General features: G+C 65.6%; 24 protein-coding genes. 8 read left to right on the top strand and 16 right to left on the bottom strand.

Translation table 11 applies throughout. The features are described 5' to 3' along the window. Positions 1-53: 53 nt before the first annotated feature. From nhaA to U858_RS0107720, 5 genes are all read right to left on the bottom strand, one after another. Positions 54-1,274, bottom strand: a complete 1,221-nt coding sequence (gene nhaA / locus U858_RS0107740; protein WP_025136599.1) for a Na+/H+ antiporter NhaA — start codon at positions 1,272-1,274, stop codon at positions 54-56. A 147-nt stretch (positions 1,275-1,421) separates the two neighbouring features. After that, positions 1,422-1,886: an HIT family protein gene (locus U858_RS0107735; RefSeq protein ID WP_025136598.1), complete on the bottom strand. Its 465-nt coding sequence runs from the start codon at positions 1,884-1,886 to the stop codon at positions 1,422-1,424. After that, complete coding sequence (locus U858_RS0107730; RefSeq protein ID WP_025136597.1) at positions 1,883-2,332, bottom strand: N-acetyltransferase; 450 nt, start codon at positions 2,330-2,332, stop codon at positions 1,883-1,885. Before U858_RS0107730 ends, U858_RS0107735 begins: the two co-directional genes overlap by 4 nt. 20 nt (positions 2,333-2,352) lie before the next feature. Next, positions 2,353-3,819 carry a polyphosphate:AMP phosphotransferase gene (gene pap / locus U858_RS0107725; RefSeq protein WP_025136596.1) on the bottom strand — a complete coding sequence of 489 codons (1,467 nt, stop codon included), beginning with the start codon at positions 3,817-3,819 and terminating at the stop codon, positions 2,353-2,355. A gap of 88 nt (positions 3,820-3,907) precedes the next feature. Beyond that, complete coding sequence (locus tag U858_RS0107720) at positions 3,908-4,771, bottom strand: MBL fold metallo-hydrolase (RefSeq protein WP_025136595.1); 864 nt, start codon at positions 4,769-4,771, stop codon at positions 3,908-3,910. 127 nt (positions 4,772-4,898) lie between these two features. Here U858_RS0107720 and U858_RS0107715 point away from each other — a divergent pair, with 127 nt between their 5' ends. The 5 genes from U858_RS0107715 to U858_RS0107695 are packed head-to-tail and all read left to right on the top strand — an operon-like array spanning position 4,899 to position 8,189. Further along, entirely contained in the window at positions 4,899-5,234 is a 336-nt protein-coding gene (locus U858_RS0107715; RefSeq protein WP_025136594.1) for a helix-turn-helix transcriptional regulator, read from the top strand. After that, a complete protein-coding gene (locus U858_RS0107710; RefSeq protein ID WP_025136593.1) occupies positions 5,231-5,662 on the top strand; it encodes a YeeE/YedE family protein in 432 nt (143 codons plus the stop codon). Before U858_RS0107715 ends, U858_RS0107710 begins: the two co-directional genes overlap by 4 nt. A gap of 1 nt (position 5,663) precedes the next feature. After that, a complete protein-coding gene (locus U858_RS0107705; protein ID WP_025136592.1) occupies positions 5,664-6,086 on the top strand; it encodes a YeeE/YedE family protein in 423 nt (140 codons plus the stop codon). A gap of 29 nt (positions 6,087-6,115) precedes the next feature. Continuing rightward, a complete protein-coding gene (locus tag U858_RS0107700) occupies positions 6,116-7,354 on the top strand; it encodes an FAD/NAD(P)-binding oxidoreductase (RefSeq protein ID WP_025136591.1) in 1,239 nt (412 codons plus the stop codon). Between the two features lie 10 nt (positions 7,355-7,364). Beyond that, complete coding sequence (locus tag U858_RS0107695; RefSeq protein WP_025136590.1) at positions 7,365-8,189, top strand: sulfite exporter TauE/SafE family protein; 825 nt, start codon at positions 7,365-7,367, stop codon at positions 8,187-8,189. 44 nt (positions 8,190-8,233) lie between these two features. Here U858_RS0107695 and U858_RS0107690 read toward each other — a convergent pair whose 3' ends face one another. The 7 genes from U858_RS0107690 to U858_RS0107660 form a co-directional block, all read right to left on the bottom strand. Further along, entirely contained in the window at positions 8,234-9,502 is a 1,269-nt protein-coding gene (locus tag U858_RS0107690) for a phenylacetate--CoA ligase family protein (protein ID WP_025136589.1), read from the bottom strand. An 81-nt stretch (positions 9,503-9,583) separates the two neighbouring features. Further along, entirely contained in the window at positions 9,584-10,426 is an 843-nt protein-coding gene (locus U858_RS0107685; protein WP_025136588.1) for an ABC transporter ATP-binding protein, read from the bottom strand. Positions 10,427-10,482: 56 nt separating this feature from the next. After that, positions 10,483-11,823 carry an ABC transporter substrate-binding protein gene (locus U858_RS0107680; protein ID WP_025136587.1) on the bottom strand — a complete coding sequence of 447 codons (1,341 nt, stop codon included), beginning with the start codon at positions 11,821-11,823 and terminating at the stop codon, positions 10,483-10,485. 127 nt (positions 11,824-11,950) lie between these two features. Then, positions 11,951-13,015 (bottom strand): branched-chain amino acid ABC transporter permease, encoded by a 1,065-nt coding sequence (locus tag U858_RS0107675; protein ID WP_025136586.1) that lies wholly within the window; start codon positions 13,013-13,015, stop codon positions 11,951-11,953. Positions 13,016-13,038: 23 nt separating this feature from the next. After that, positions 13,039-13,968 (bottom strand): branched-chain amino acid ABC transporter permease, encoded by a 930-nt coding sequence (locus U858_RS0107670; protein ID WP_025136585.1) that lies wholly within the window; start codon positions 13,966-13,968, stop codon positions 13,039-13,041. A gap of 12 nt (positions 13,969-13,980) precedes the next feature. Beyond that, on the bottom strand, positions 13,981-14,778 hold the full coding sequence (locus U858_RS0107665) for an ABC transporter ATP-binding protein (protein ID WP_025136584.1): 798 nt from the start codon (positions 14,776-14,778) through the stop codon (positions 13,981-13,983). 5 nt (positions 14,779-14,783) lie between these two features. Next, a complete protein-coding gene (locus U858_RS0107660; RefSeq protein ID WP_025136583.1) occupies positions 14,784-16,760 on the bottom strand; it encodes a long-chain fatty acid--CoA ligase in 1,977 nt (658 codons plus the stop codon). Positions 16,761-16,929: 169 nt separating this feature from the next. Here U858_RS0107660 and U858_RS0107655 point away from each other — a divergent pair, with 169 nt between their 5' ends. The 3 genes from U858_RS0107655 (at position 16,930) to U858_RS0107645 (ending at position 18,782) form a co-directional block, all read left to right on the top strand. Further along, positions 16,930-17,637 carry a Crp/Fnr family transcriptional regulator gene (locus U858_RS0107655; RefSeq protein WP_025136582.1) on the top strand — a complete coding sequence of 236 codons (708 nt, stop codon included), beginning with the start codon at positions 16,930-16,932 and terminating at the stop codon, positions 17,635-17,637. Between the two features lie 99 nt (positions 17,638-17,736). Further along, positions 17,737-18,198 (top strand): MarR family winged helix-turn-helix transcriptional regulator, encoded by a 462-nt coding sequence (locus U858_RS0107650; protein WP_025136581.1) that lies wholly within the window; start codon positions 17,737-17,739, stop codon positions 18,196-18,198. Between the two features lie 155 nt (positions 18,199-18,353). Continuing rightward, entirely contained in the window at positions 18,354-18,782 is a 429-nt protein-coding gene (locus U858_RS0107645) for an organic hydroperoxide resistance protein (RefSeq protein WP_025136580.1), read from the top strand. Between the two features lie 943 nt (positions 18,783-19,725). On the opposite strand, the gene U858_RS0107640 is transcribed toward U858_RS0107645, so the two are convergent. The 4 genes from U858_RS0107640 to U858_RS0107625 all read right to left on the bottom strand — a co-directional run bounded on the left by U858_RS0107640 (position 19,726) and on the right by U858_RS0107625 (position 24,568). Then, a complete protein-coding gene (locus tag U858_RS0107640; protein ID WP_025136579.1) occupies positions 19,726-20,448 on the bottom strand; it encodes an ABC transporter ATP-binding protein in 723 nt (240 codons plus the stop codon). Between the two features lie 16 nt (positions 20,449-20,464). Next, positions 20,465-22,387: a branched-chain amino acid ABC transporter ATP-binding protein/permease gene (locus U858_RS0107635; protein ID WP_025136578.1), complete on the bottom strand. Its 1,923-nt coding sequence runs from the start codon at positions 22,385-22,387 to the stop codon at positions 20,465-20,467. 3 nt (positions 22,388-22,390) lie between these two features. Then, the gene (locus U858_RS0107630) at positions 22,391-23,263 is read right to left on the bottom strand and encodes a branched-chain amino acid ABC transporter permease (protein WP_025136577.1); all 873 of its coding nucleotides are present in this window, start codon (positions 23,261-23,263) and stop codon (positions 22,391-22,393) included. Between the two features lie 141 nt (positions 23,264-23,404). Next, complete coding sequence (locus tag U858_RS0107625) at positions 23,405-24,568, bottom strand: ABC transporter substrate-binding protein (RefSeq protein ID WP_025136576.1); 1,164 nt, start codon at positions 24,566-24,568, stop codon at positions 23,405-23,407. Between the last annotated feature and the right edge of the window lie 244 nt (positions 24,569-24,812).

Here is a 24,812-nt window from a genome sequence, read left to right as displayed (position 1 = left end):
GCGGCCAGTCTACTCCCGCGGCGGCGCCGGTTGGCGCCACCGCGGCGGGGCGGTCAGGCGGGGGCGTCCGCCGCCGGCTTGCCGCTGGCGCGCAACAGCAGGAAGCCCACTACGGCCGAGGCCAGCGACCCGGTCAACACGCCGATCTTGGTGGCGTCGATGGCAGCCGGGTCGGTAAAGGCCAGCGCGCCAATGAACAGGCTCATCGTGAAGCCGATGCCGCACAGCAGCGCCACGCCGTACAGCTGCGTGAAGTTGGCATGGCGCGGCAGGGTGGCCATGCCGGTCTTGATGGCCAGCCAGGCAAAGCCGAAGACGCCCAGCTGCTTGCCCAGAAACAGGCCCAGCGCCACGCCCAGCGGCACGGGCTGCGCCAGGCTGGACAGGCCCATGCCGGCAAACGACACACCGGCGTTGGCGAAACCGAACAGCGGCACGATCAGCAGGGCCACGGGCTTGTGCAGCGCGTGTTCCAGCGCATGCAGCGGCGAATGTGCCCCGGCGTGGCCCTGGTTCTGCGGACGCAGCGGGATGGTCAGCGCCAGCGCCACGCCGGCCAGCGTGGCGTGCACGCCGGACTTCAGCACGAAATACCACAGCACCACGCCGATCAGCAGGTAGGGCGTCAGGCGCAGCACGCCGGCCCGGTTCAGGCAGAACAGGCAGGCCAGCAGCGCACCGGCCATGGCCAGCGCGAACAGGTTCAGCTCAGACGTGTAGAACAGCGCAATGATGACGATGGCGCCCAGGTCGTCCAGGATGGCCAGGGCCGTCAGGAAGATCTTGAGCGACGTGGGCACGCGGCTGCCCAGCAGCGCCAGGATGCCCAGGGCGAAGGCGATGTCGGTGGCGGCGGGAATGGCCCAGCCGCGCAGGGTGTCGGGGCTGCCCAGGTTGATCAGCACGTAGATCAGGGCGGGCATCACCATGCCGCCCAGCGCCGCGATGCCCGGCAGCACGATGCGCGACACGCCGCGCAGTTGGCCGTCGAGGACTTCGCGTTTGATTTCCAGGCCGACGAGCAGGAAGAACACGGCCATCAGGCCGTCGTTGATCCAGTGCAGCACGGATTCCTTGAGCATGACGGTGCCCAGGTGGAAGCCCAGCTTGGTGCCGAGGACGTCGAAATAATGCGGGGCGAGCGGGCTGTTGGCGATGACCAGGGCGGCGGCGGCCGCCAGCATCAACACGTATCCGCCCAGGGCTTCTGAGCGGAGGAATGCCTGCAGGAATGAAACGGGCCGGGACGACGATGGGGGGGCCTGCAGGGTCACTGGAGCATCCTTTATTGCCTTTGAAGCGATTCAATTCAAGAAGCTGAATTTTACCTTAAAGGCAGTAGTCGGTCGTCAAATATCGGGAATTTCGGCGAAACACATGTTAATTATCGGAAATTTCTACAGGCCGGCGGGTGAGGAGATTCAATGCCACAGCAGGGCGTTCATGGCTTCGACCAGCCGATTGCGGTAGCGCGGCAGCAGCGCCTGCACGCGGGCCTGGCGGTCGGCCCATTCGGCGGGTTCGCTGCCCTTGGCGATGCGCGGGGGCGCCCAGATCGGGTCGGGAAAATGGCGGTCGCCGCGCCAGCGCGGAATCACGTGCCAGTGCAGGTGCGGCACCATGTTGCCCAGGGACGCCAGGTTGATCTTGTCGGGCGACAGGATCGACTGCTGCGCTTCTTCCACCACGTACACCGCCCGCATCAGCAGGTCGCGTCCGTGGGTGGACAGGCTGGTCATTTCGGCCAGGTGGGCGTTCCAGATCACGCGGGTGAAGCCGGGGTAGTCCGGGTCGTCGACTTCGATCAGGCGCAGGTGCGGCCCCCGCCACAGCAGCGTGCCGCCCTCTTCCTGGCAGAGCGGACAGTTGGGGTCGCGCGCGCTCACGGCAGCACCTTGCGGTATTGGATGAAGCCGGAACGGTCGGCGATGCGGTCGTACAGCTGCATCGCCGTGGCATTGGTTTCGTGGGTCAGCCAGTACACGCGGGCGCAGTTGGCGGCGGCGGCCTGGGCGTAGACGTGTTCGATCAGCTTGCGGCCGGCGCCGGTGCCGCGGGTGTCCGGGTCGACATACAGGTCTTGCAGGTAGCAGTAGTCGCCAGCGGTCCAGGTGGACCGGTGGAAGATCCAGTGCACCATGCCGACCGCCTTGCCGCTGTCGTAGGCCAGGGCCGCGTGCATGGGTTCGGCGGGGTCCAGGAAGCGCGCCCAGGTGTTGCGCGTGACGGCATCGGCGATGTCGACGCGGTAGAAATCCTGGTAGCCCTTCCAGAGGGGCAGCCAGACGTCGAAATCGGCGGCGACCACGGGGCGGATGTCGGCGGAACTCATGGGGCGGGTCCTCTTGTCGGTCAGAGTTGGCTTTCGAGGGCTTCGACGATGTGCCGCAGCACTTGAAGGCGAGCGTACCGCTTGTCGTTGGCCGACACCAGATGCCAAGGGGCGTGCTGGACGTCGGTGCGGGTCAGCATTTCGTTGGTGGCCGCGGCGTATTCCTTCCATTTGTCGCGGTTGCGCCAGTCGTCGGGGGTGATCTTGAAATTCTTGAAGGGCGATTTCTCGCGGTCCTTGAAGCGTTCAAGCTGCACGTCGGCCGTGACGGCCAACCAGAACTTCAGCACCAGCGCGCCGCTGCCGGCCAACTGCGCTTCGAAGTCGTTGATCTCGGCATAGGCGCGGCGCCAGTGCGACGGCGGGGTGATTTTCTCGACGCGCTCGACCAGCACCCGGCCGTACCACGAGCGGTCGAAGATGGCGATGCGCCCCAGGCGCGGCACATGGCGCCAGAAGCGCCACAGGTAGGGGCGCGCCAATTCATAGCTGTTGGGTGCGGCGACCGGCGTGATGTCGAACTGGCGCGCGTCCAGCGCATGGGTGATGCGGCGGATGGCGCCGCCCTTGCCGGCGGCGTCCTGGCCTTCGAACACCAGCACCAGCGAGCGTTCCTGGAATTTCTTCGAGCGGGCAGCGCGCGCCAGCCGGCCTTGCAGCAGGCCGAGTTCGGATTCGTAGTCGTCGCGATCGACCTTGGCGTCGTAGTCCAGCTGGCCCAGGCGGTCCAGGATGCGGGCCGGACCGGTGTGCGCGACGAACGACGCCGGAATGCGCGGCACGGTGTGTTGGCGCAGGGCGGCCAGCACGGCTTCAGCGGTGCGCGCGGCGCGCATGTTCTCGTCGGCGCTGGGAATGACGACCCAGGGCGCGTGGCCGCTGTCGGTGTGGTTGATGACGACCTGGCCGCTGTTGCGGATGCGGTCGTATTTCTTGTGGACTTTCAGGTCCACGGGGCTGACCTGCCACGAAGTCTCGGGGCTGGCCAACAGGCGCTGGGCGCGAGCCTGCTGGGCTTCGGACGACAGGTGGAACCACAGCTTGATGATCTGCACGCCCTCGGCGGCCAGCATGGCTTCGAAGCGGCGGATGGCCACCGACTGCGCTTCGATGTGATCCTGGTTGGGCTTCTTGCGTGCGGCTTCGCGGATCAGCGGCGTGTACCACGAGCCGAACACGATGCCGGTGCTGCCCTTGGGCGGCAGGTCCTTCCAGTAGCGCCACATGGGCGGGCGGTCGAGCTCGTCGCCTTCGGGCGGGCCGTAGGCCAGCGTCTTGATGTGACGCGGGTCCATCCATTCATTGAGCAGATTGACCGTGGCGCCCTTGCCGGCGCCATCGATGCCGGCCACCACCACCAGCAGGGATTTCTCGGCCTTCTGCAGGCGCTGGTACTGCGCGTTCAGCAGCGCCACGCGCAGCCGCGCTTCGAGGGGTTTGAAGTCTTCTTTCGACAGGCTGGGGTCGGCTTCGGCTTCGGCGAACATAGGGGATCCGTCAGGTCGGCAATCGTGCGATCGGGCGATCTTGCGGGATATCCCGGCAGCGCGCAAGTGCGCGGCCGACGCGTGCGGCCTACAGCGAGTCGAGGGGAATCTTGAGGTAACGCACGCCGTTGTCTTCGGGCGGGGGCAGGTGGCCGGCGCGGATGTTGACCTGGATGGCGGGCAGGATCAGGGTGGGCATCGACAGCGTGGCGTCGCGCCGCGTGCGCATGGCCACGAAGTCGTCTTCGGCCACGCCGTCGTGCACATGGATGTTGGCGCGACGCTGCTCGGCCACGGTGGTCTGCCAGGCGGCCTCGCGCCCGGCGGGCGGGTAGTCGTGGCACATGTACAGGCGGGTGTCGGCGGGCAGGCCCAGCAGGCGCTGGATGGACTGATACAGCTGATGGGCATCGCCGCCCGGGAAGTCGCAGCGCGCGGTGCCCACGTCGGGCATGAACAGGGTGTCACCCACGAACACCGCATCGCCGATGCGGTAGGCCATGTCGGCCGGCGTGTGGCCGGGCACGTGCAGAGCGGTGGCCGTCAGGGCGCCGATGCGGAAGGTTTCGCCATCCGTGAACAGATGGCCGAACTGCGAGCCATCCAGCTGGAATTGCGGTTCCAGGTTGAAGATCTGCTTGAACACGCCCTGCACCGTGCGGATGCTCTGGCCGATGGCGATCACGCCGCCCAGCTGGCGCTGCAGGTAGGGCGCGGCCGACAGGTGATCGGCGTGGGCGTGGGTCTCGAGCAGCCATTCGGTTTTCAGGCCGTGCTCACGCACGTAGGCCACGACCCGGTCGGCGCTGGCGGTGCTGCTGCGGCCCGACTTGGGGTCGTAGTCCAGCACCGAATCGATGATGGCGCAGGCGCCGCCCGGCGTGGCTTCGTGGACCACGTAGGTGACGGTGGCCGTGGCCGGGTCGAAAAAGGCTTGGATCTGGGGATTCATGGGCAAGGCGCCTTGGCCGCGAGACGGCCGTCAACTTCTGACAATATATATTTTTCAATAATATTGTTGGATAGTTTATGCGTCAATATAATGATCAAATCCTATCCGGCTGGTTGATCCTCATCAAATGAATGCCCCCCTGACCGAATGCGAAGTCGCCGTGCTGCGCGAATCCGCCTCCCAGGCCTGCGCGCTGCTCAAGGCGCTGGCCAACGAAGACCGGCTGCTGCTCTTGTGCCAATTGGTGCAGGGCGAGCGCAATGTGGGTGAACTGGAATCCCTGACCGGCATCCGCCAGCCGACCCTGTCGCAGCAACTGGGCGTGCTGCGGGACGAAGGCCTGGTGGCCACGCGCCGTGATGGCAAGTACGTCTATTACCAGATGGCCAGCTTCGAAGTCAGCCAGGTCATGAAAACCCTTTCCAGCCTGTACTGCGGCCGCGCCATGGCGTCGCTGAAATGATGGTAGATTGGGCCGCCTTCACTCCCTGGACCGCTGCGGCGGGCGGCCTGCTGATCGGCGCCGCCGCCGTGGGGTTGATGCTGGGGGCCGGCCGCATTGCCGGCATCAGCGGCATCCTGGGCGGCCTGCTGCCCCCCGGGCGTGACCGCGCCTGGCGCCTGGCGTTCCTGTTGGGCCTTGCCGTGTCGCCGTGGCTGTATCGTCTGGCGGCGGACTTGCCCGCCATTTCGGTGGATGCCGGCAACGGCCGGTTGATCGTCGCCGGCCTGCTCGTGGGCCTGGGCACCCGGTATGCATCGGGTTGCACCAGCGGCCATGGCGTGTGCGGCCTGTCACGAGGCTCTGCCCGTTCTCTGGTGGCCACCGCGCTCTTCATGGGGGCGGGCTTTGTCACCGTGTATGTGGTGCGCCACCTGATCGGAGCCTGACATGCCTGCGCTGTTCGCCTTCGCTGCTGGGCTGGTCTTCGGGCTGGGCCTGATCGTTTCCGGCATGGCCAATCCCGCCAAGGTGCTGGGCTTTCTTGACCTGGCCGGCCCGTGGGACCCGTCCTTGGCGTGGGTGATGGGCGGCGCCGTGCTGGTGGCCGCGCCGGGGCTGGCGTGGTTGCGCCGCCGCCGCGCCAGCCTGTCCGGCGAGCCGTTGCGTTGGCCCACCGCGTCGCGCATCGACGTGCGCCTGATGGCCGGCAGCCTGGCGTTCGGCGCGGGCTGGGGACTGGCGGGTTTCTGCCCCGGCCCTGCGCTGGTGGCGGCCGCGGCCGGCGTGCGCGAAGCCGGGGTGTTCGTGGCCGCCGTGGTCGTTGGCATGGGGCTGTTTTCAGCCATTGAATATTTCAGGCGCCAGCCCTGACGGGGCGGCGCCGACAACAGGAGACAAGCATGCAGACAGCCGCACAGGCGCAGCGCGATTTCGATGTCGTGGTGGTGGGTGGCGGGTCGGCGGGCATCGGCGTCACCGCCAGCCTGCTGCGCCGCCGGCCCGATCTGCGCATTGCCGTCATCGAGCCCAGCGACAAGCATTACTACCAGCCCGCCTGGACGCTGGTGGGCGGCGGCGCGTTCGACATTGCCAAGACCGTGCGGCCAACGCGCGCGGTGATGCCGGGCCGGGCCACCTGGCTGCAGGCCGCGGCCGCCGGCTTCGAGCCCGAGGCCAACCAGGTCCGGCTGGCTGATGGCAGCGCTGTCAGCTACCAGCAACTGATCGTCTGCCCGGGCTTGCGGCTGGCATGGGACAAGGTCGACGGCCTGACGGACACGCTGGGCAAGCACAACGTCACCTCCAACTACCGCTTCGACCTGGCGCCCTACACCTGGGAACTGGTGCGCGGCCTGAAGGGCGGCACGGCGCTGTTCACGCAGCCGGCCATGCCCATCAAATGCGCCGGCGCGCCGCAAAAGGCCATGTACCTGGCGTGCGACCACTGGCGCCGCACCGGTGTGCTGGACCGCATCCAGGTGGAATTCGACCTGGCCGGCGCCGTGCTGTTCGGCGTGCCCACCTTCGTGCCGCCGCTGATGCGCTACGTCGACAGCTACGGTATTTCGCTGGCCTTCAATTCGGCGCTGGTGGCCGTGGACGGCCCGGGCCGCAAGGCCTGGTTCGACGTCAAGGACACCGAAGGCGCCGTGACGCGGGTCGAGAAAACGTTCGACATGCTGCACGCGGTGCCGCCCCAGGTGCCGCACGATTTCCTGCGCCAAAGCCCGCTGGCGGACGCCGCCGGCTGGTGCGAGGTCGACCCGGCCACGTTGCGCCACGTGCGCTACGACAACGTCTTCGGTCTGGGCGACGGCATCAGCACCACCAACGCCAAGACGGCCGCGGCGGCGCGCAAGCAGATCGTCACGGTGGCCGAGAACCTGCTGGCGGTGCGTGAAGGCCATGCGCTGCCGGTCGCGTACGACGGCTATGGCTCGTGCCCGCTGACGGTCGAGCGCGGCCGCATCGTGCTGGCTGAATTCGGCTACGGCGGCAAGCTTCTGCCCACGTTCCCGCTGGACCCGACCGTGGCGCGCAAGAGCGCCTGGTTCCTCAAGGCCACGATGCTGCCCTGGATCTACTGGAACGGCATGCTCAAGGGCCGCGAGTGGCTGGCTCGTCCGTTGGGCAACTGAGCGGGGCAGCATGATCTATTCGGTGACGCTCATCAGCCTGGGGCTGGGTGGCGGGGTGGGCCTGATCCTGGGGCTGACGGGGGCGGGCGGGGCCATCATGGCGGTGCCGCTGCTGGTGTTCGGGCTGCACCTGAACGTGTCGCAGGCCGCGCCGATCGCGCTGCTGGCCGTGGGCCTGTCGGCGGCGCTGGGGGCGGTGCTGGGGCTGCGGGCCGGCAAGGTCCGCTACCGCGCCGCCGGCTTCATCGCGGCGACCGGCATCGTGGTGTCGCCGCTGGGCCTGTGGGCCGCCCGGCGGCTGCCCAACGCGCCGCTGGCCATCATCTTTGCCGGCGTGCTGGGCATGGTGGCCTGGCGCATGTGGCGCCAGGGTTCCGGTGCGGCGGCTGCCACGGCCGCGCCGCCGCGCACGCCGCCCTGCCTGCTCAATGCCGACACCGGGCGCCTGCGCTGGACCGCGCCCTGCGCTCGTGCGCTGGCCGGCACGGGCGTCATCGCCGGCTTCCTGTCGGGGTTGCTGGGCGTGGGCGGGGGCTTTGTCATCGTGCCCGCGCTGCGCCGCGCGACCGACCTGCCGATGCAGGCCATCGTGGGCACGTCATTGGCGGTGATTGCATTGGTGTCGGCCAGCGGCGTGGTGGCTGCGGCCGCGGGCGGCCACCTCGATTGGGCCATCGCACTGCCGTTCACGCTGGCCGCGGTGGCAGGCATGCTGGCCGGCCGCGCGGTGGCGGATCGTTTTCCGCCGCGACGGCTGCAGCAAAGCTTCGCGCTGTTCGCGGCGCTGGTGGCCGCGGCCATGCTGGCCAAGGCCGTGATGGCGCTGGCCGCCTAGGCAGGCCCACGGCCGGCGCACGCGGCGCCGGCCGGATCGCCGCATTACTCGTAGGTACGGATGTCGTCGATGACCTTGCCGTCGTTCGGCAGGGCGCCTGCTTCGGCCCACTCCACGTCGCCGCGCAGCTTGGTGACGTCGCGCATGGATTCCGCGATGCGGGCGCTGAGTTCTTCGCCGCGCACCCGCGATTCCACTTTCAGCACCATGCGGTCCGAGCCGGTGGTGCCGCTGATGACCAGCCGGGCCCGCTGGATTTCCGGATGGCGCCGCACCACGTCGGCCACCTGCGACGGATGCACGAACATGCCGCGCACCTTGGTGGTCTGGTCCGCGCGGCCCATCCAGCCCTTGATGCGGGTGTTGGTGCGGCCGCAGGGCGAGATGCCGGGCATGACGGCCGACAGGTCGCCGGTGCCGAACCGCACCAGCGGGTAGTCCGGGTTGAGCGTAGTGACGACCACTTCGCCGACCTCGCCATCGGGCACGGGTTCGCCGGTGCCGGGGCGCACGATCTCGACGATGATGTCTTCGCCCAGCACCAGGCCCTGGCGGGCAGGGGTCTCGAACGCGATCATGCCCAGGTCCGCGCTGCCGTAGGCCTGGTAGCCCTCGATGCCGCGGGCGGCCAGCCAATCGCGCAGCGATGGCGGAAACGCCTCGCCCGACACCAGCGCGCGGCGCAGCGAATCGAGCTTCACGCCCAGTTCGTCGGCCTTTTCCAGAATGATCTTCAGGAAGCTGGGCGTGCCGGTGTAGCCGCTGGGCGCCAGGTCCTGGATGGCGCGCACCTGCTGTTCGGTCTGGCCGGTTCCGCCAGGGAACACGGTGCAGCCCACGGCATGCGCGGCGGTTTCCATCATGGAGCCGGCGGGGGTGAAGTGATACGAAAAGCAGTTGTAGGCCAGCTCACCCGCGCGGAAGCCGGCCGCGTACAAGGCGCGGGCAAAGCGCCAGTAGTCGGCGCGGGCGCTTTCCGGTTCATAGATCGGGCCGGGCGAGGCGAACACGCGCATCGCTTCGCCCCAGCCGATGGCCGAGAAGCCGCCGAAGGCTTTGTCGGGGCCGGCGGCGCGCGCGGTGTCGTCGCGGCTGTGCTGCTGGCGTTCCAGCAGTTCGTGCTTGCGTAGCACGGGCAGGCGCGCCAGCGCGGCGCGGGACGTGACCGTGGCGGGATCGATGCCGCGCAGCTGCTCGGCAATCGCCGGTGCACGGGCGATGGCCCGCGCGATGGCGGCGGGCAGGGCTGCCATCAGCTCGCGCTCGCGTTGCTCGGGCGCTCGGGTCTCCAGAACATCGAAAAACTCGGACATGGGATCGCACCCTCTCGTGTGCCGTACTGCGGTGTCGTTGCCGGCGGCAGGCCGGACCGCGCCGGCATGCCGCTCCAGGGATCAGGCCAACCAGCGTTTGCGGCGGCGGTAGAACTTGTTGTCGCGGAAACTCTTGCGTTCGCCGCTGGAAATACCCAGATAGAACTCTTTGACGTCCTCGTTCTGGGCCAGGTCCTGCGCGGCGCCGTCCATCATCACGCGCCCGTTTTCCAGGATGTAGCCGTAATCGGCATAGCGCAGCGCGATGTTGGTGTTCTGCTCGGCCAGCAGGAAGCTGACGCGCTCGCGCTGGTTCAGGTCGCGCACGATCTCGAAGATCTCTTCGACGATCTGCGGCGCCAGGCCCATCGACGGCTCGTCCAGCAGGATCATGTTGGGGTTGGCCATCAGCGCGCGGCCGATGGCGGTCATCTGTTGCTCGCCGCCCGACGTGTAGCCGGCCTGGCTGGCACGGCGTTGCTTCAGGCGGGGAAAGTACTGGTACACGCGGTCCAGCGCGGCGTTGGTGTCGCCGCGGCTGATGTTGCGGGTATAGGCGCCGGTCAGCAGGTTCTCTTCGATGGTCAGGTGGGCAAAACAATGCCGGCCTTCCATCACCTGCACGACACCGCGCTTGACCAGCTCGGCCGGCGACAGCCTTTCGATGCGCTGGTCGCGGTACTGGATATGGCCTTTGGTGACGTCGCCGCGTTCGCCCTTGAGCAGGTTCGAAATCGCGCGCAGCGTGGTGGTCTTGCCGGCGCCATTGGCGCCCAGCAAGGCCACGATCTTGCCTTCCGGCACCTGCAGGGAAACGCCCTTGAGCACCAGGATGACGTGGTTGTAGATCACCTCGATGCCGTTCACATCGAGCAGCACCTTGGGGGCGCTGGCGGGCGTAGCGGTAGTGGTTGCTGCGGTCATGGCATTTCCTGCGGCATGGTGGCGGCCGACGCGGATGCGCCGGCCGCCGGTTCACATCAGTTCTCGCAAGTGCGGGGCGTGATGTTCTTTTCCTTGGCGTACTTCGCCGCGGCTTCCTTGACCATCGGGTCCAGCAAGGTCTTGTCGGCCTGGTACCAGTCCGAGGCGACCTTGAACTTCGCGCCGTCCCACTGCACGATGCGGGCCCAGTCGTCACCCTTGTGGTTGCTGCAAGAGGTCTTGACCGGACGCATGATCTGGCCAAAGCCCAGCTGGTTCAGGCGATCCTGGGTGATGTTCAGGTTCTCGAAGCCCCAGCGCACCTGCTCGGGCGTCAGCGCCTTGCCCTTGCCGTACTTCTCTTGCGCGGTGCGGATCGCTTCCACCTGCAGCATCGAGATCATCATGCCGCGGGTATGGGCGATGGTGCCCAGCGTGGTCTTGCCCGACTTGTCCGAACCCTGGCCCTTGTCGTAGACGTACTTCTTCAAGTCGTCATAGACCTTGTCGTGCTCGGCGCCGCTGTTGTGCACGGTGATGGCGTTGTAGCCCTTGGCGACGTCGCCAAGGTCTTTCACGTCACCTTCCGAGCCGGCCCACCAGATGGCGTACATCTTGTCGCGCGGATAGCCGCTGGCCTGCGCTTCGCGGATGGCGGTGGGGGTCATGATGCCCGCGCTCCACAGCAGCACATAGGCCGGACGGGCCTGGCGGATCTGCAGCCAGGTGGACTTCTGTTCCACGCCCGGCGCGGTCACCGGATACAGCAGCAGCTCGAAGCCTTCCTTGGCGGCGCGCTTCTGCAGCAGCGGAATCGGTTCCTTGCCGTACGGCGAGTCGTGGTAGACCAGGGCGATCTTCTTGCCCTTGAGCTTGTCCATGCCGCCTTCTTTCTTGGCGATGTCCTGGATCATCACGTCAGCGGCGGTCCAGTACGTGCCGAGAAGCGGGAAGTTCCACTCGAACACGCTGCCGTCGACCGACTGCGACAGGCCGTATCCCATCGTCTCGACGGGCACCTTGTCGACCATGGCCTTGTCGCTGACGGCGAAGGTGATGCCGGTGGATTGGGTGTCAAAGCCCGATGCGCCGGTGCCCTTGCTCTTCAGGCGTTCATAGCATTCCACGCCGCGGTCGGTGGCGTAGGCGGTTTCGCATTCCTCGTAGGTGATCTTGACGCCGTTGACGCCGCCGTCGCGCTCGTTGACCAGCTTCAGGTAGTCCAGCTTGCCGTCGGCCCAGGGGATGCCCAGGGGTGCGAAGGACCCGGTGCGGTACACCAGCAACGGAACGAACTGCTCTTCCGCCGCCATCGCCGGCGTGGCCACCGCGGTCACGGCGCCGGCTGCGGCCACTAAGGCTGCCGCCAACTTCAGGTTAAGACGCTTCATCTCCATTTACCTCCTGCGTGGTGTTTGGGTCAATAAACCCTCGGACACCGGGGTTGGCCCGGTCTGGAGCCGGGTATTCAGGATGTGGGCCGCGGCGCTTTTGCCGCCGCGGCCCGCAGAAATCAATGCGAAATCAATGAGGGAAAGGCCAGATGCGCAGCTTCTCTTTGCCGATGCTCCACAAGCGCGCCAGCCCATGCGGCTCGGCGATCAGGAAGAACACGATCAGCGCGCCGAACACCATGTGTTCGATGTGCGCGGCGGTGTCCACCGACAGCGGCAGGCCCAGCATGTGCGGCACGTTGGACAACGCCACCGGCACCAGCACGATGAAGGCCGCGCCGAAGAAGCTGCCGATGATCGAGCCCAGGCCGCCGATGATCACCATGAACAGCAGCTGGAAGGAACGGGTCAGGTCGAACGCCAGGGGTTCCCATGAACCCAGGTGGATGTAGCCCCACAGCGCGCCGGCCACGCCTACGATGAACGAGCTGACCGCAAACGCGGTGAGCTTGGCGTACATGGGGCGGATGCCGATGACCGAGGCGGCCACGTCCATATCGCGGATGGCCATCCACTGGCGGCCGATGGCGCCACGCACCAGGTTCTTGGCCAACAGGCTGAAGATCACCACCAGGATCAGCACGAACAGGTACTTTTCAAGGGCGCTTTGCACCGGCAGGCCGAAGGCGGTCAGGGGCGGCACCGACACGTTGCCCGACGATGAATAGTTGGTGAAGAACGGAATGCGCAGGAAGGCCCAGTCGACGAAGAACTGCGCCGCCAGGGTCGCCACGGCCAGGTACAGGCCGCGGATACGCAGGCTGGGAATGCCGAAGATGACGCCGACCAGCGTGGCAAAGCACCCGCCCAGCAGGATCTGGATGATCAGCGGCATGCCGGGAAAGCGCACGCCGAAGTTCCAGGCCGCATAGGCCCCCACTGCCATGAAGGCGCCCGTGCCCAGCGAGATCTGGCCGCAATAGCCCACCAGGATGTTCAGGCCCACCGCGGCCAGCGACAGGATCAGGAACGGAATCAGGATGGCGCGCAGCAGGTAATCGCTGGACAGCGCCGGGATGGCGATGAACGCCACCGCCAGCAGCAGCCAGATGAAGATGCGGTCCTGGCGGATCGGGAAGATCTGCTGGTCAGCGCGATAGCTGGTCTTGAATTGGCCGTTTTCGCGATAGAACATGTTTTTATCCTAGAAGGCCGGGTTCAGACGCGGTCGATGATCTTCTCGCCGAACAGCCCTTGCGGACGGAACAGCAGGAACACCAGCGCCAGCACATAGGCGAACCAGATTTCGATGCCGCCACCCACCAGCGACCCCAGATACACCTCGGACAGCTTTTCGCCCACGCCGATGATCAGGCCGCCCAGAATGGCCCCCGGCACGGACGTCAGGCCGCCCAGGATCACCACCGGCAATGCCCGCAGCGCCGCGGTCGACAGCGTGAACTGCACCCCGAACTTCGATCCCCAGATGATGCCGGCCACCAGCGCGACCAGGCCTGCCACGCACCAGACGATGACCCAGATGCGGTTCAGCGGAATGCCGATGGACTGCGCGGCCTGGTGATCGTCCGCCACGGCGCGCAGCGCGCGGCCGGTGGAGGTGAACTGGAAGAACAGCGCCAACGCCGCCACCAGCAGCGCCGCGATGACCGCGGCGGTCAGGTCTTCCAGGTTGATCAGCAACCCGCCTTCGAACACCGAGTCCAGGATCATCCACGGGTCTTTCGGCATGCCCACGTTGATGGAATACACCGAGCTGCCGAACGAGATCTGGCCCAGGCCGTCCAGGAAGTAGCTGATGCCCAGCGTGGCCATCAGCAGCGTGGTGGCTTCCTGGTTGACCAGGTGGCGCAGCACGAAGCGTTCGATCGCCACCGCCAGGAGGAACATCAGGATCGCGCTGACGATGAACGCCAGCACATTGGCCAGGATCATGTTCTCGAAGCCGAACCAGCGCGGTATCCATTCGGAAAAGCGCGCCATGGACAGGGCGGCCACCAGCACCATGGCGCCCTGCGCGAAGTTGAAGACGCCGGACGCCTTGAAGATCAGCACAAAGCCCAGGCCGATCAGGGCATACATCATGCCGCTCATCAGGCCGCCGAATAAGGTCTCTAGAAAAAATCCCATGTCTCGTCCGCCTTAGTGCGACACGCCGAGGTAGGCGCGGATGACGTCTTCGTTGGCTCGGACCTCATCGGGTTTGCCGTCGCCGATCTTCTTGCCGTAGTCCAGCACCACCACGCGGTCGGAAATATCCATCACCACGCCCATGTCGTGCTCGATCAGGACGATCGTCGTGCCGAACTCGTCGTTCACATCCAGGATGAAGCGGCTCATGTCCTGCTTCTCTTCGATGTTCATGCCGGCCATCGGCTCGTCAAGCAGCAACAGGCGCGGTTCCATCGCCAGCGCGCGGCCCAGGTCCACGCGCTTTTGCAGGCCATAGGGCAGGCGGCCGACCGGCGTCTTGCGAAACGCCTGGATTTCCAGGAAGTCGATGATGTTCTCGACGAACTGGCGATGTTCGATCTCTTCGCGTTCGGCCGCGCCCAGGCGGAACGCCTGCGACAGCAGGCCGCACTTCATGCGCAGGTTGCGGCCCGTCATGATGTTGTCCAGCACGCTCATGCCCTTGAACAGCGCCAGGTTCTGGAACGTGCGGGCGATGCCCATTTCGGCGGCGCGGCGCGGATTCATGCGCGAAAAGCGCTCGCCGCGAAATTCGATGCCGCCTTGCTGCGGCGTGTAGACGCCGTTGATGACGTTCAGCATCGAGCTCTTGCCCGCGCCGTTGGGCCCGATGATGGCGCGGATTTCGTGTTCGCGCACATTGAAGGAAATGTCCGTCAGCGCCTTGACGCCGCCGAAAGACAGCGAGATGTTCTGCATGTCCAGCATCACGTCGCCGATGCGCTGGTCGCGGTCGTTGTTGCTCATGGTGTCTACGCGGCTCGGGCGGTGATGGCGGGAAACGTCTTGACCGGATGGATGCGCAGGTCGGCGGAAATCTTGCCGGTGCGTCCGTCCTCGAACTTCACTTCGGTCTCGATGTACTGCGACGACTTGCCGCCGAACAGCGCATCGATCAGCACGCCGTACTTCTGCGCGATGAAGGCGCGCCGCACCTTGCGGGTGCGCGTCAGTTCGTCGTCGTCCGGGTCCAGTTCCTTGTGCAGGATCAGGAACCGGCTGATCTGCGAGGCCGACAGCTTCGGGTCGGTGGCCAGGTCGGCATTGACCTGTTCGACGCATTCGGCGATCAGTTGGTAGACCTCGTCCTTGCCCGCCAGGTCGGTGTAGCCGGCGTAGGGCAGGCCACGGCGCTCGGCCCAGTTGCCCACGGCTTCCAGGTCGATGTTGATGAAGGCGCACACGTCTTCGCGGTCGGCGCCGAAGGCCACCGCTTCCTTGATGTGCTGGAAGAACTTGAGCTTGTTCTCCAGGTACTTGGGCGCGAACAGGCTGCCGTTGGCCAGCTTGCCCACGTCCTTGGCGCGATCGATGATCTTGAGCTGGCCGTCGGTGTCCAGGTAGCCCGCATCGCCCGTATGGAACCAGCCGTCGGCGCTGCGCGCCTCTTCGGTGGCCGCGGGGTTGCGGTAGTACTCCTTGAACAGGCCCGGGCTCTTGACCAGGATCTCGCCGTTGTCGGCCACGCGGATTTCCACGCCGGCCACGGGCGGGCCGACGGTGTCGTCACGCACCTGGCCGTCGGGCTGCACGCACACGAACACCGACGTTTCGGTCGAGCCGTAGAGCTGCTTGAGGTTGATGCCGATGGACCGGTAGAACACGAACAGGTCCGGGCCGATAGCCTCGCCGGCCGTATAGGCCACGCGCACGCGGCTCATGCCCAGCGCATTGCGCAGGGGGCCGTAGATCAGCACATTGCCCAGCGCGTAGCGCAGGCGGTCCCAGGCGTTGACGGATTCGCCATCCAGGATGCGCGTGCCCACGCGGCGGGCCAGCTTCATGCAGGCCTGGAACAGCTTGCGCTTGATGTAGCCCGCGTCTTCCATGCGGATCATCACATGGGTCAGCAGGCCTTCCAGCACGCGCGGCGGCGCGAAATAGTAGGTAGGCCCGATATCGCGCATGTCGATCGACACCGTGTCGGGCGATTCGGGATGGTTCACGGTAAAGCCCGTGACCAGCAGCTGCGTGTACGAGAACATGTTCTGCCCGATCCAGGCCGGGGGCAGATACGCCAGCACGTCTTCCTGGTCCGTCAGCTTTTCCATGTCCGACACCGCACGGGCGCGGTCGATCAGCGCATGGTGCGTCAGCACCACGCCCTTGGGCTTCCCGGTGGTGCCCGACGTATAGAACATCGCCGCCGCGTCATGCGGCTGCACGGCAGCCACGGCGCGCGCGAAGAAGTCGGGATGCTGCGCGGCGTAATCGCGGCCCAGTTCCTCCAGCTTTTCGTACGACAGCAGCATCGCGTCCGAGTAATGGCGCAGGCCGCGCGGATCGTCATACACCACATGCTTGAGCGCGGGGCATTGCTCGCGCACCTCCAGCATCTTGTCGACCTGCTCCTGGTCTTCGACCACCGCCACGCTGATCTCGGCATCCTGCAGCACATAGACCATTTCCTGCGCCACCGCGTCTTGATACAGCGGCACGGGAATCGCGCCCAGCGATTGCGCGGCCATCATGGCCATGTACAGGCGAGGGCGGTTTTCACCGATGACGGCCACATGCATGCCGGGCTGGATGCCCAGCGACGCGAAGCCGTGGGCCACCTGGCGCACGTGCTCCGCCACATCGGACCAGGTAAGGGTTTGCCAGATCCCCAGATCTTTCTCTCGTATCGCGGGCCGCGACCCGCGCACGTCGGCATGCGCGAACAGCAGCGCTGGAAAGGTGTCCAGCGCGGCCGGCACCTGTGCAGATGCGGGCGATGAATGTGCCACGTTGTCTCCTCCGGTTTGGGCGCGCCGGGCCGGCAGCCGCGAAGAGCGGCGCGGGCGATATCGCGCTTGACCAGTTGGTTTTAGATTTACGGCAGGAGTTAAGGTATAAGGTTGGGTTGCTACCAACTGTCACCATCGCGACATTCAAGGAACTTTTAGGGTATTCCCGATGCAGCTATCCGACTCCCTGCAACTTGCCGCGGCCTGGTTTCGCGTGCTCAACGCCGAGCAGCAAGCGCGCGTCGAGCGAGACCTTTCCGTGCAGCAAGCGGCCGCCGGGTCGATCATAGAGCGCAAAGGCGAACTCGCCCAGGCATGGATCGGCGTGCTTGCCGGCCTGGTGAAAGTATCCGTGGGCAACGCCGAAGGCAAAGTCGCCTCGCTGACCGGCGTGCCCGCCGGCGGCTGGATTGGCGAAGGCTCGCTGCTCAAGCGCGAAGTCCGCAAGTACGACATCGTGGCGCTGCGCGATTCCGTCGTCGCGCGCCTGCCGGCTGCCACCTTCGACTGGTTGCTCGATAGCAGCATCCCGTTCAACCGCTACCTGCTGCACCAACTGAACGAACGCGTCGCGCAATTCATCGGCAAGGCCGAATACGACCGCCTGCTCGACCCCGACGCCCGCGTGGCCCGCTGCCTGGCCGAACTCTTCAATCCGCTGCTGTATCCCGGCATGGGCATGCGCCTGACCATCACCCAGGAAGAAGTCGGCTACCTGGCGCGCGTCTCGCGCCAACGTGCCAACCAGGCCCTGCGCAAACTGGAAGAGGCGGGCCTGTTGAACGTCGAATACGGTGCCGTGCGGGTGCTGGACCTGGACGGCCTGAAACTCTACGGCTCGGACCGCAGCGCGGTGGAAGGCGAGCACATCACCTGATACGGGCGGCCCCCAGCCAGTCCGACCCCGGATACCCCTTGCGCAGCGCACCATAAAAAAACGCTTGACGTTAAATAGCGCGCTATTTAATATTGCGCAATGAAATCCAGATCCCAGCCGAAAGGCGCCTTCAACCCGCTGCTGCTAGACAGCCAATTGTGTTTCGCCCTGTACTCGACCTCGCTGGCGATGAACAAGGTGTACCGCAAGCTGCTGCGCGGCCTAGATCTGACCTACCCGCAGTACCTGGTCATGCTGGTGCTGTGGGAAGGCGACGAAATCACCGTCACCGACATCGGCGAACGCCTGTTCCTGGACTCGGCCACCCTCACGCCCTTGCTCAAGCGGCTGGAAGCGGCAGGCCTGGTCACCCGCACGCGGGCCCAGGAAGACGAACGCCAGGTCATCGTGACCCTGACCAAACAAGGCCGCGACCTGCGCAACCAGGCCGAAGCCGTGCCCCACGCCATCGCACAAGCCGCCCAGTGCTCGCTGCAGGAAGCCCAGGGCACCATGAAAGCGTTGCACGAATTGCGGGAAAAGCTGGTCAGCAGTCTTTGAACCTTAGTCTTTGAAGTGGATGATGGCAGGTGCCGTCATCCGGCATTAAAGATAGCGCGCGATGAAATTGTGTGCTATTTAATCAGGAAAGGCCGAGCCGGGAAGGGTCCCGCCAGCCTGGCAGTCCCACCATCACCTTCCAAAAGGAACGCATCATGTCCATCGAAAAAGTCCTGTACCGCGCCCACGCCCACGTCACCGGCGGCCGTGAAGGCACCGGCGTATCCAACGACGGCAACCTGAACGTCAAGCTCACCACCCCCAAGGAACTGGGCGGCGCCGGCGCGGCCGGCACCAACCCCGAACAACTCTTCGCCGTCGGCTACTCCGCCTGCTTCATGGGCGCCATGAAGTTCGTCGCCGGCCGCGACAAGATCGCCATGCCCGCCAACGCCACCATCGATGGGTCTGTGGGTATCGGTCCTATCCCGACCGGCTTCGGAATCGAAGCGGAACTGAAGATCTCGTTGCCGGGGATGGATCGGGCTGAGGCTGAGAAGCTGGTTGCTGCGGCTCATATCGTTTGCCCGTATTCGAATGCTACGCGTGGCAATATCGATGTGACGCTGACGATCGAAGTTTGAGTGGGATTGTTTTGATCGCTGCGCGCGATCTGGGGCGCGGCCTGATTGGGCTATGTTGTTTGCTTAGGCAAGAGTGTTCTTGCTTGGGCCGCGCCTGGGGCTGGGCGTCTTGATGGCGAGCGCCCACGATTGCGGTCCGGAGCCTTCGCTCCGGACTGCCCCGTCGTCATCTTCGTCCAGGCCTTCGGCCTTCCCTTCAGATTCCCTCGGGCGCATCGAGGTTGCTCGCCATCAAGACGCCCAGCCCCAGGCGCTACCGTTTTCGAGAAATGGGGCGTTGTTAGGCCGGGGTGTGGGGGAGAGGTTTGCGTCGCTCGCCCCAGGCCGGCCGCGCGGGCGGCCTTGTGGGGCTTCGGCACTGTGCGGCGTCGTGACGATGTGCGCTGCGCGCTTGCGTAGCGCGCTGTATTTGCCAGCGTTACCTTCACGGTACGACCCGGGTAGATTCTGCTGTTTGTCGGCGCTAGCGACGGGGCATGATCTGGGCAGACGCCTGTGCTGGTCCGTTACCGACGGGGCACGCCACACGCCAGCAAGTCACCGCCACCCCCCCTTGAACGGCGCTACCACCTCCATCAGCGCGCAGCGTCATCCGTGACCGCAAGACGCCGCGTAAGCCCCAAAAGGCCGCCCGCGCGGCCGACCTGGGGCGGGCCCCGCAAGATCTTCGGCGGAAAGTCAGCGCAGCAAAAAAACGCCAAGCACACAGCTCGCCACAACGACGCCAAAACCAAAGCAATCCTGAGCCCGGGGCGTCGGCTGCCCCTGGAGGGCGGGGCGTGTAGATGCGCCCGAGGGAATCCGAAGGGAGCCGAAGGCGTACGAGGATGACGAAGGGGGAGTCCGGAGCGAAGGCTCCGGACCGCAATCGTAGCCCCGCCCTCCAGGGGCAGCCGACGCCCCGGGCGGCAGAAGAACACCGCCCAAGGCCAGCAACCAATCCTTAGTGCCCCCCACCCAAATAAGCCGCCACCACCGCCGGATCATGCTTGAGCTTGTCAGCACTCCCATGCACTGAAATCCGCCCGTTCTCCAATACATATCCGTAGTCGGCTACGTTCAGCGCCGCCGCCGCGAACTGTTCGACCAGCAGCATCGTTACGCCTTCGTCCTTCAGCCGGGCAATGATCCGGAAAACCTCTTCCACCAGGATCGGCGCCAACCCCATCGACGGCTCGTCCAGCAGCACCAGCTCCGGATTCAGCATCACCGCCCGCGCCATCGCCAGCATCTGCTGCTCGCCGCCAGAAAGCGTCCCCGCCAGCTGATCCCGCCGTTCCTTCAGCCGCGGAAACAGATCCATCGCCCGGCCCAGGTCCGCTTGCACGTCTCCTTTAGGCCGGCTGCCCGTCAAACGCGGAAACGCGCCCAGCAGCAGATTGTCTGTCACCGACAGCGTTGGGAACACCCGCCGGCCTTCCGGTGAATGGGCCAGCCCCAGGCGGGCAATGCGATGCGACTCCAGGCCGTCGATCCGCTTGCCGCTCAACGTCACCTCGCCCGCCGTCGGCCTGATCATCCCCGATAGGGCCCGCATCGTCGTCGTCTTGCCGGCTCCGTTCGAGCCGATCAACGTCACCACCTTCGCCTTCGGGACCTCCATGCTGATGCCGTGCAGCACCTTCACCTTCCCGTAGCCCGCTTCCAGATTCTTGATCGATAGCATGTTGTTGTCCTTGGCGTCAGGCGGGCGCGCCGCCCAGATACGCCTCGATAACCTTGGCGTTGCTCTGCACTTCGTTTGGCAGGCCTTCGGCGATCTTCTGGCCGAAGTCCAGCACCGACACCGTGTCGCACACTCCCATCACCACATCCATGTGGTGTTCGATCAGGATCAGCGTAATGCCGTGATCGCGTACCTTGCGGATGATGGCCAGCAGCTCCACGATGTCTGGCGCCGTCAGGCCGGCAGCCGGTTCATCCAGCAGCAGCAGTTGCGGGTCCAGCGCCAGCGCGCGGGCGATTTCCAGCAGGCGTTGCTTGCCGTAGGGCAGGTTGCGCGCCTCTTCGTTGGCCATCGTGTCCAGCCCCACGAATTCCAGCAGCGCCAGTGCGCGGGCTCGCGCCCCTTGCTCTTCGCCCTTCCACTTCGACGTGCGCAGCGCAATGCCCGCCAGCCCCGTCGTGAACGTGTGGTGCAGGCCTACCAGCACGTTTTCCAGCGCCGTCATTTCGCCGAACAGCTGCACGTTCTGGAACGTGCGTGCAATGCCCGTCGCCGCGATATCGGCGGGCGCCAGGCCCACCAGCGACTTGCCCGAGAATTCCACCGCGCCCGCCGTCGGCACATAGATGCCCGTCAGCACGTTCATCATCGTGCTCTTGCCCGAGCCGTTCGGCCCGATCAGGCCGTGGATCGTGCCGCGCTTGATCGTCAGGTCCACCTCGTTCAGCGCCTTCAGGCCGCCGAACTGCATCAGCACCCCCTTGGCCGCCAGCAAGGTCTCGCCCTTGCCCTTGGCCGCTTCGGGCACCGCGTCCTGCTCCTTCACCAGGTCCTTCTTCACCGACAGCGCCGCGCGCCGGGTCGAGAAGAACAGGTTGCGCACGAAGCCCACGATGCCGTCGGGCAGGTAGTACACGACGAACAGGATCATGGCGCCGAAAATGCTCAGGCGCCAGTCGGTCACCGCATCCAGCCAGTACGAGAACACCGCCAGCAGGATCGTGCCGACCACCGGCACCGCGACGCGGCGCGCTTCGGCGCGCCCCTTGGACACGGCCACCGCGCTGCCCACCGTCACCAGGATCGCCACGCCCAGCGCGATCAGGCGGAAAGTGCCGATGTCGTCCAGCATCTTGGGCAGCAGCACGATGATCGACGCGCCCAGCAGTGCGCCCGTGCGGCTCTTGCGTCCGCCCATGATGATCGCCAGCAGGAACAGGATCGTCAGTTCGAAGTTGTAGGTGTTGGGCGAAATGTATTGCTCGGAATACGAATACAGCGCGCCTGCCAGCCCCGCGAAACCGGCGCTGATCACGAACGCGAACACCTTGTGCCGGTACACTGACACGCCCATGCAGTCCGACGCGATCGGGCTGTCGCGCAGGGCCTCGAACGAACGGCCCAGGTGTGACTTCAATATCCGGTGCACCACGATCAGCGACAGCACCAGCAGCGCCGCGACCAGCCAGAAGTATTCGCTCTTTGTCAGGATGTGCCCGCCGATCGACGGCTTGGGAATCTTGATGCCCAGCGGCCCTTCGGTCATGAAGGTCATTTCGTTGATCAGGATCTGGATGATCGTGCCGAACGCCAGCGTCACCATCGCCAGGTACGGTCCCGTCACCCGCAGCGCCGGCAACGCCAGCACCGCGCCGAATGCCGCCGCGATCAGGATGGCGGCAGGCAACGTGACCCAGATGGGCATCTGCAAATGGAAGAACAGCACGCCGGCCACATACGAGCCGATGCCGAACAGGCCGGCGTGGCCCAGCGACACCTGGCCGGTATAGCCCACCACGATATCGAGCCCGAACAACAGGATCGAATAGATCATGATCGTTTCGATCAAATGCAGGTAATACGTGTTGGTCACGCCCAGCGGCACGGCGGCCAGGCAGGCCACGGCCACGATGGAAAGCAATAGGTGCAGGGGTTTCATCGCTTACACCTTCTTGATCGCGGTCTTGCCGAACAGGCCGGCGGGCTTGAAGGTCAGTACGAGCAGCAGCAGGACCAGTCCCGGCACGTCTTTGTACCCCGTGGAAAGATAGAAGCCGGTGGTCGTCTCGGCGATCCCCAGGATCAGACCGCCCACCACCACGCCCATGCCGCTGGACAGGCCGCCGATGATGGCGACCGCGAAGGCCTTCAGGCCCAGCACTGCGCCCATGGTGGCGCCGGTCAGCGTCAGCGGCGCCACCAGCACGCCCGCGAAGGCGGCGGTCAGCGACGACAGGGCATACGAAAACGTGATCACCATGCCGGTGTTGATGCCCATCAGGCCGGCGGCGTCGCGGTCGTTCGACGTCGCGACGAAGGCCTTGCCGTAGATGGACTTGCGGTTGAACACTTCCACCAGCAGCATCATGGCCAGCGCGCCGAACACCACCAGCAGTTCCATCGGCAGCACGTTGGCACCCAGCACCTGGATCGGCGCTTCGGGCAGCGGCGAAGGAAAGCGCAGGTCGTCGCGGCCCCAGATGTTCTCGGCGACGTTCTTGAAAATGATGCCCAGGGCGATCGTGGCCATGATCCAGCCGAACTCCGACCGCGTCTTGATGGCCGGTCGCACGCCGATGCGTTCGACCAGCGCGCCCTGCGCGAATCCGAAAATGCAGACGATGGGAATCATCACCCAGTAGTTCACGCCCAACCCGACGAGCGTCAGCCCGACCAGCGCGCCCAGCATCAGGGCTTCGCCCTGGCCGAAGTTCAAGGTGCCTGAAGTGGCGAAAGTAAGCTGGTACCCGAACGCGATGACGGCATAGATCATGCCTAGCGCGATACCGCTATAGATAAGCTGTAGAAGAATCATGGTGTTTTTCGTGAGGCGCTTTGGTCCGGCCCAACCCCCTTGGGCAGAACGCTGTTGTCAGGCGGCTGCAGGCCGGCGCCCCGGGTGGGAGGCGCCGGCGGCGGCGGCCGGGCAGCCGCCGCGTCGTTGCTTCAGACGAACTTAGTTGGCCTTGACCACGCGGCCGCCCTTGACCTCGCCGATGACCACTTCCTTCGCGGTGATCGCGTCGTGGTTGTCGTGGGTGAACGGCTTGTTGTAGGTCATCACCACGCCTTCGACGGGCGTTTGCAGGTTTTCAAGCGCTTCGCGGATCTTCGGGCCGTCGGTCGAATTGGCCTGCTTGATGGCCGCGGCCAACAGGAAGATCGAGTCGTAGCCCTGGGCTGCCGACACCGGCGAGTCGATGCGGTTGTTCTTGGGCTTGAACTTGGCCAGGTAGGCGTCGATGAACGCCTTGCGCTTGGGGGTGTCCGGGTCCTGGATGAAGGTCTGCGGCATGCGCGCGCCTTCGCCGTTGGCGCCGGAGTTGTCGATGTAGTTGGCCATCGACAGCGTCCAGCTGCCGATGATCGGCACCTTCCAGCCCAGCTTGGTCATGCCGTTGGCGATCTGGGCCAGTTCGGGGCCGATGCCGTAGGTCAGCACGGCTTCGGCGCCCGCGGACTTGGCCTTGAGCAGCTGGGCCGTCATGTCGACGTCCTTGATGTTGAACTTTTCCACGGCCACGGGCTTGATGCCCTTGGCGTCCAGGGCCTTTTCCAGATCTTCGCGGCCCAGTTGGCCGTAGTTGGTCGAGTCGGCCAGGATCGCGACCTTCTTGAAGCCGCGGCGGGTGACGGCTTCCTCGACGATCATCGGGGCCTGGATGCTGTCATGCGCCGCGTTGCGGAACACATAGTTGTCCGGGAATTCCGGTGCCTTGAACTGGTGCGTGATCACGCTGCCGGTGGCGACGTTGTTGAACACCGGGATCTTGGCGTCCTGGTAGAAGCGTTGCGACGCCAGGGCCACGCCGGTGTTGATGTAGCCGACGGTGGCGGTGACCTGCTCCTTGTTGATCAGTTCCTGGGCGATCTGCACGCCGCGTTCGTTCTTGGCTTCGTCATCGCGTTCCACGGCGACCAACTGGCGGCCGAGTACGCCGCCGCTCTTGTTGATTTCCTCGATCGCCAGGCGCACGCCGTCGCGCATGCTCACGCCCATGGACGAAGAGCCGCCCGTGTAGGGGCCGGCCACGCCGATCTTGATGGGGTCGGCGGCGTAGCCCGCGGCCGATACGGCAAATGCAAGGGTTCCTGCTAGCAGCTTCAAACGAAAATCCATGGATGTCTCCGTTGTAATTAGTAGAACTGCGTGGAAAACCGTGTGCCGGCGCCTGGCGGCGTGAAATAGGGGGTGAGGCGGCGCGCTCCTGTGTTGCGTGTTGTGACTGTCTGCTTAATCGCTTACGCGAATCTGACCCGGCGGGGTTTTTCCGTGTAAATACCTAGTACGCGTGCACGGGTTGCGGGCCGGGCGCGGCGATGCAGCATGAAGCACAAAGGAATCGGGGTGGGCGACGCGCGCG

The organism is Achromobacter sp. DH1f (assembly GCF_000633435.1).
Classification (GTDB): Bacteria; Pseudomonadota; Gammaproteobacteria; order Burkholderiales; family Burkholderiaceae_B; genus Achromobacter; species Achromobacter deleyi.
Note: the sequence above shows the minus strand (reverse complement) of the source record. Positions and strands in the feature narration are given on the sequence as shown.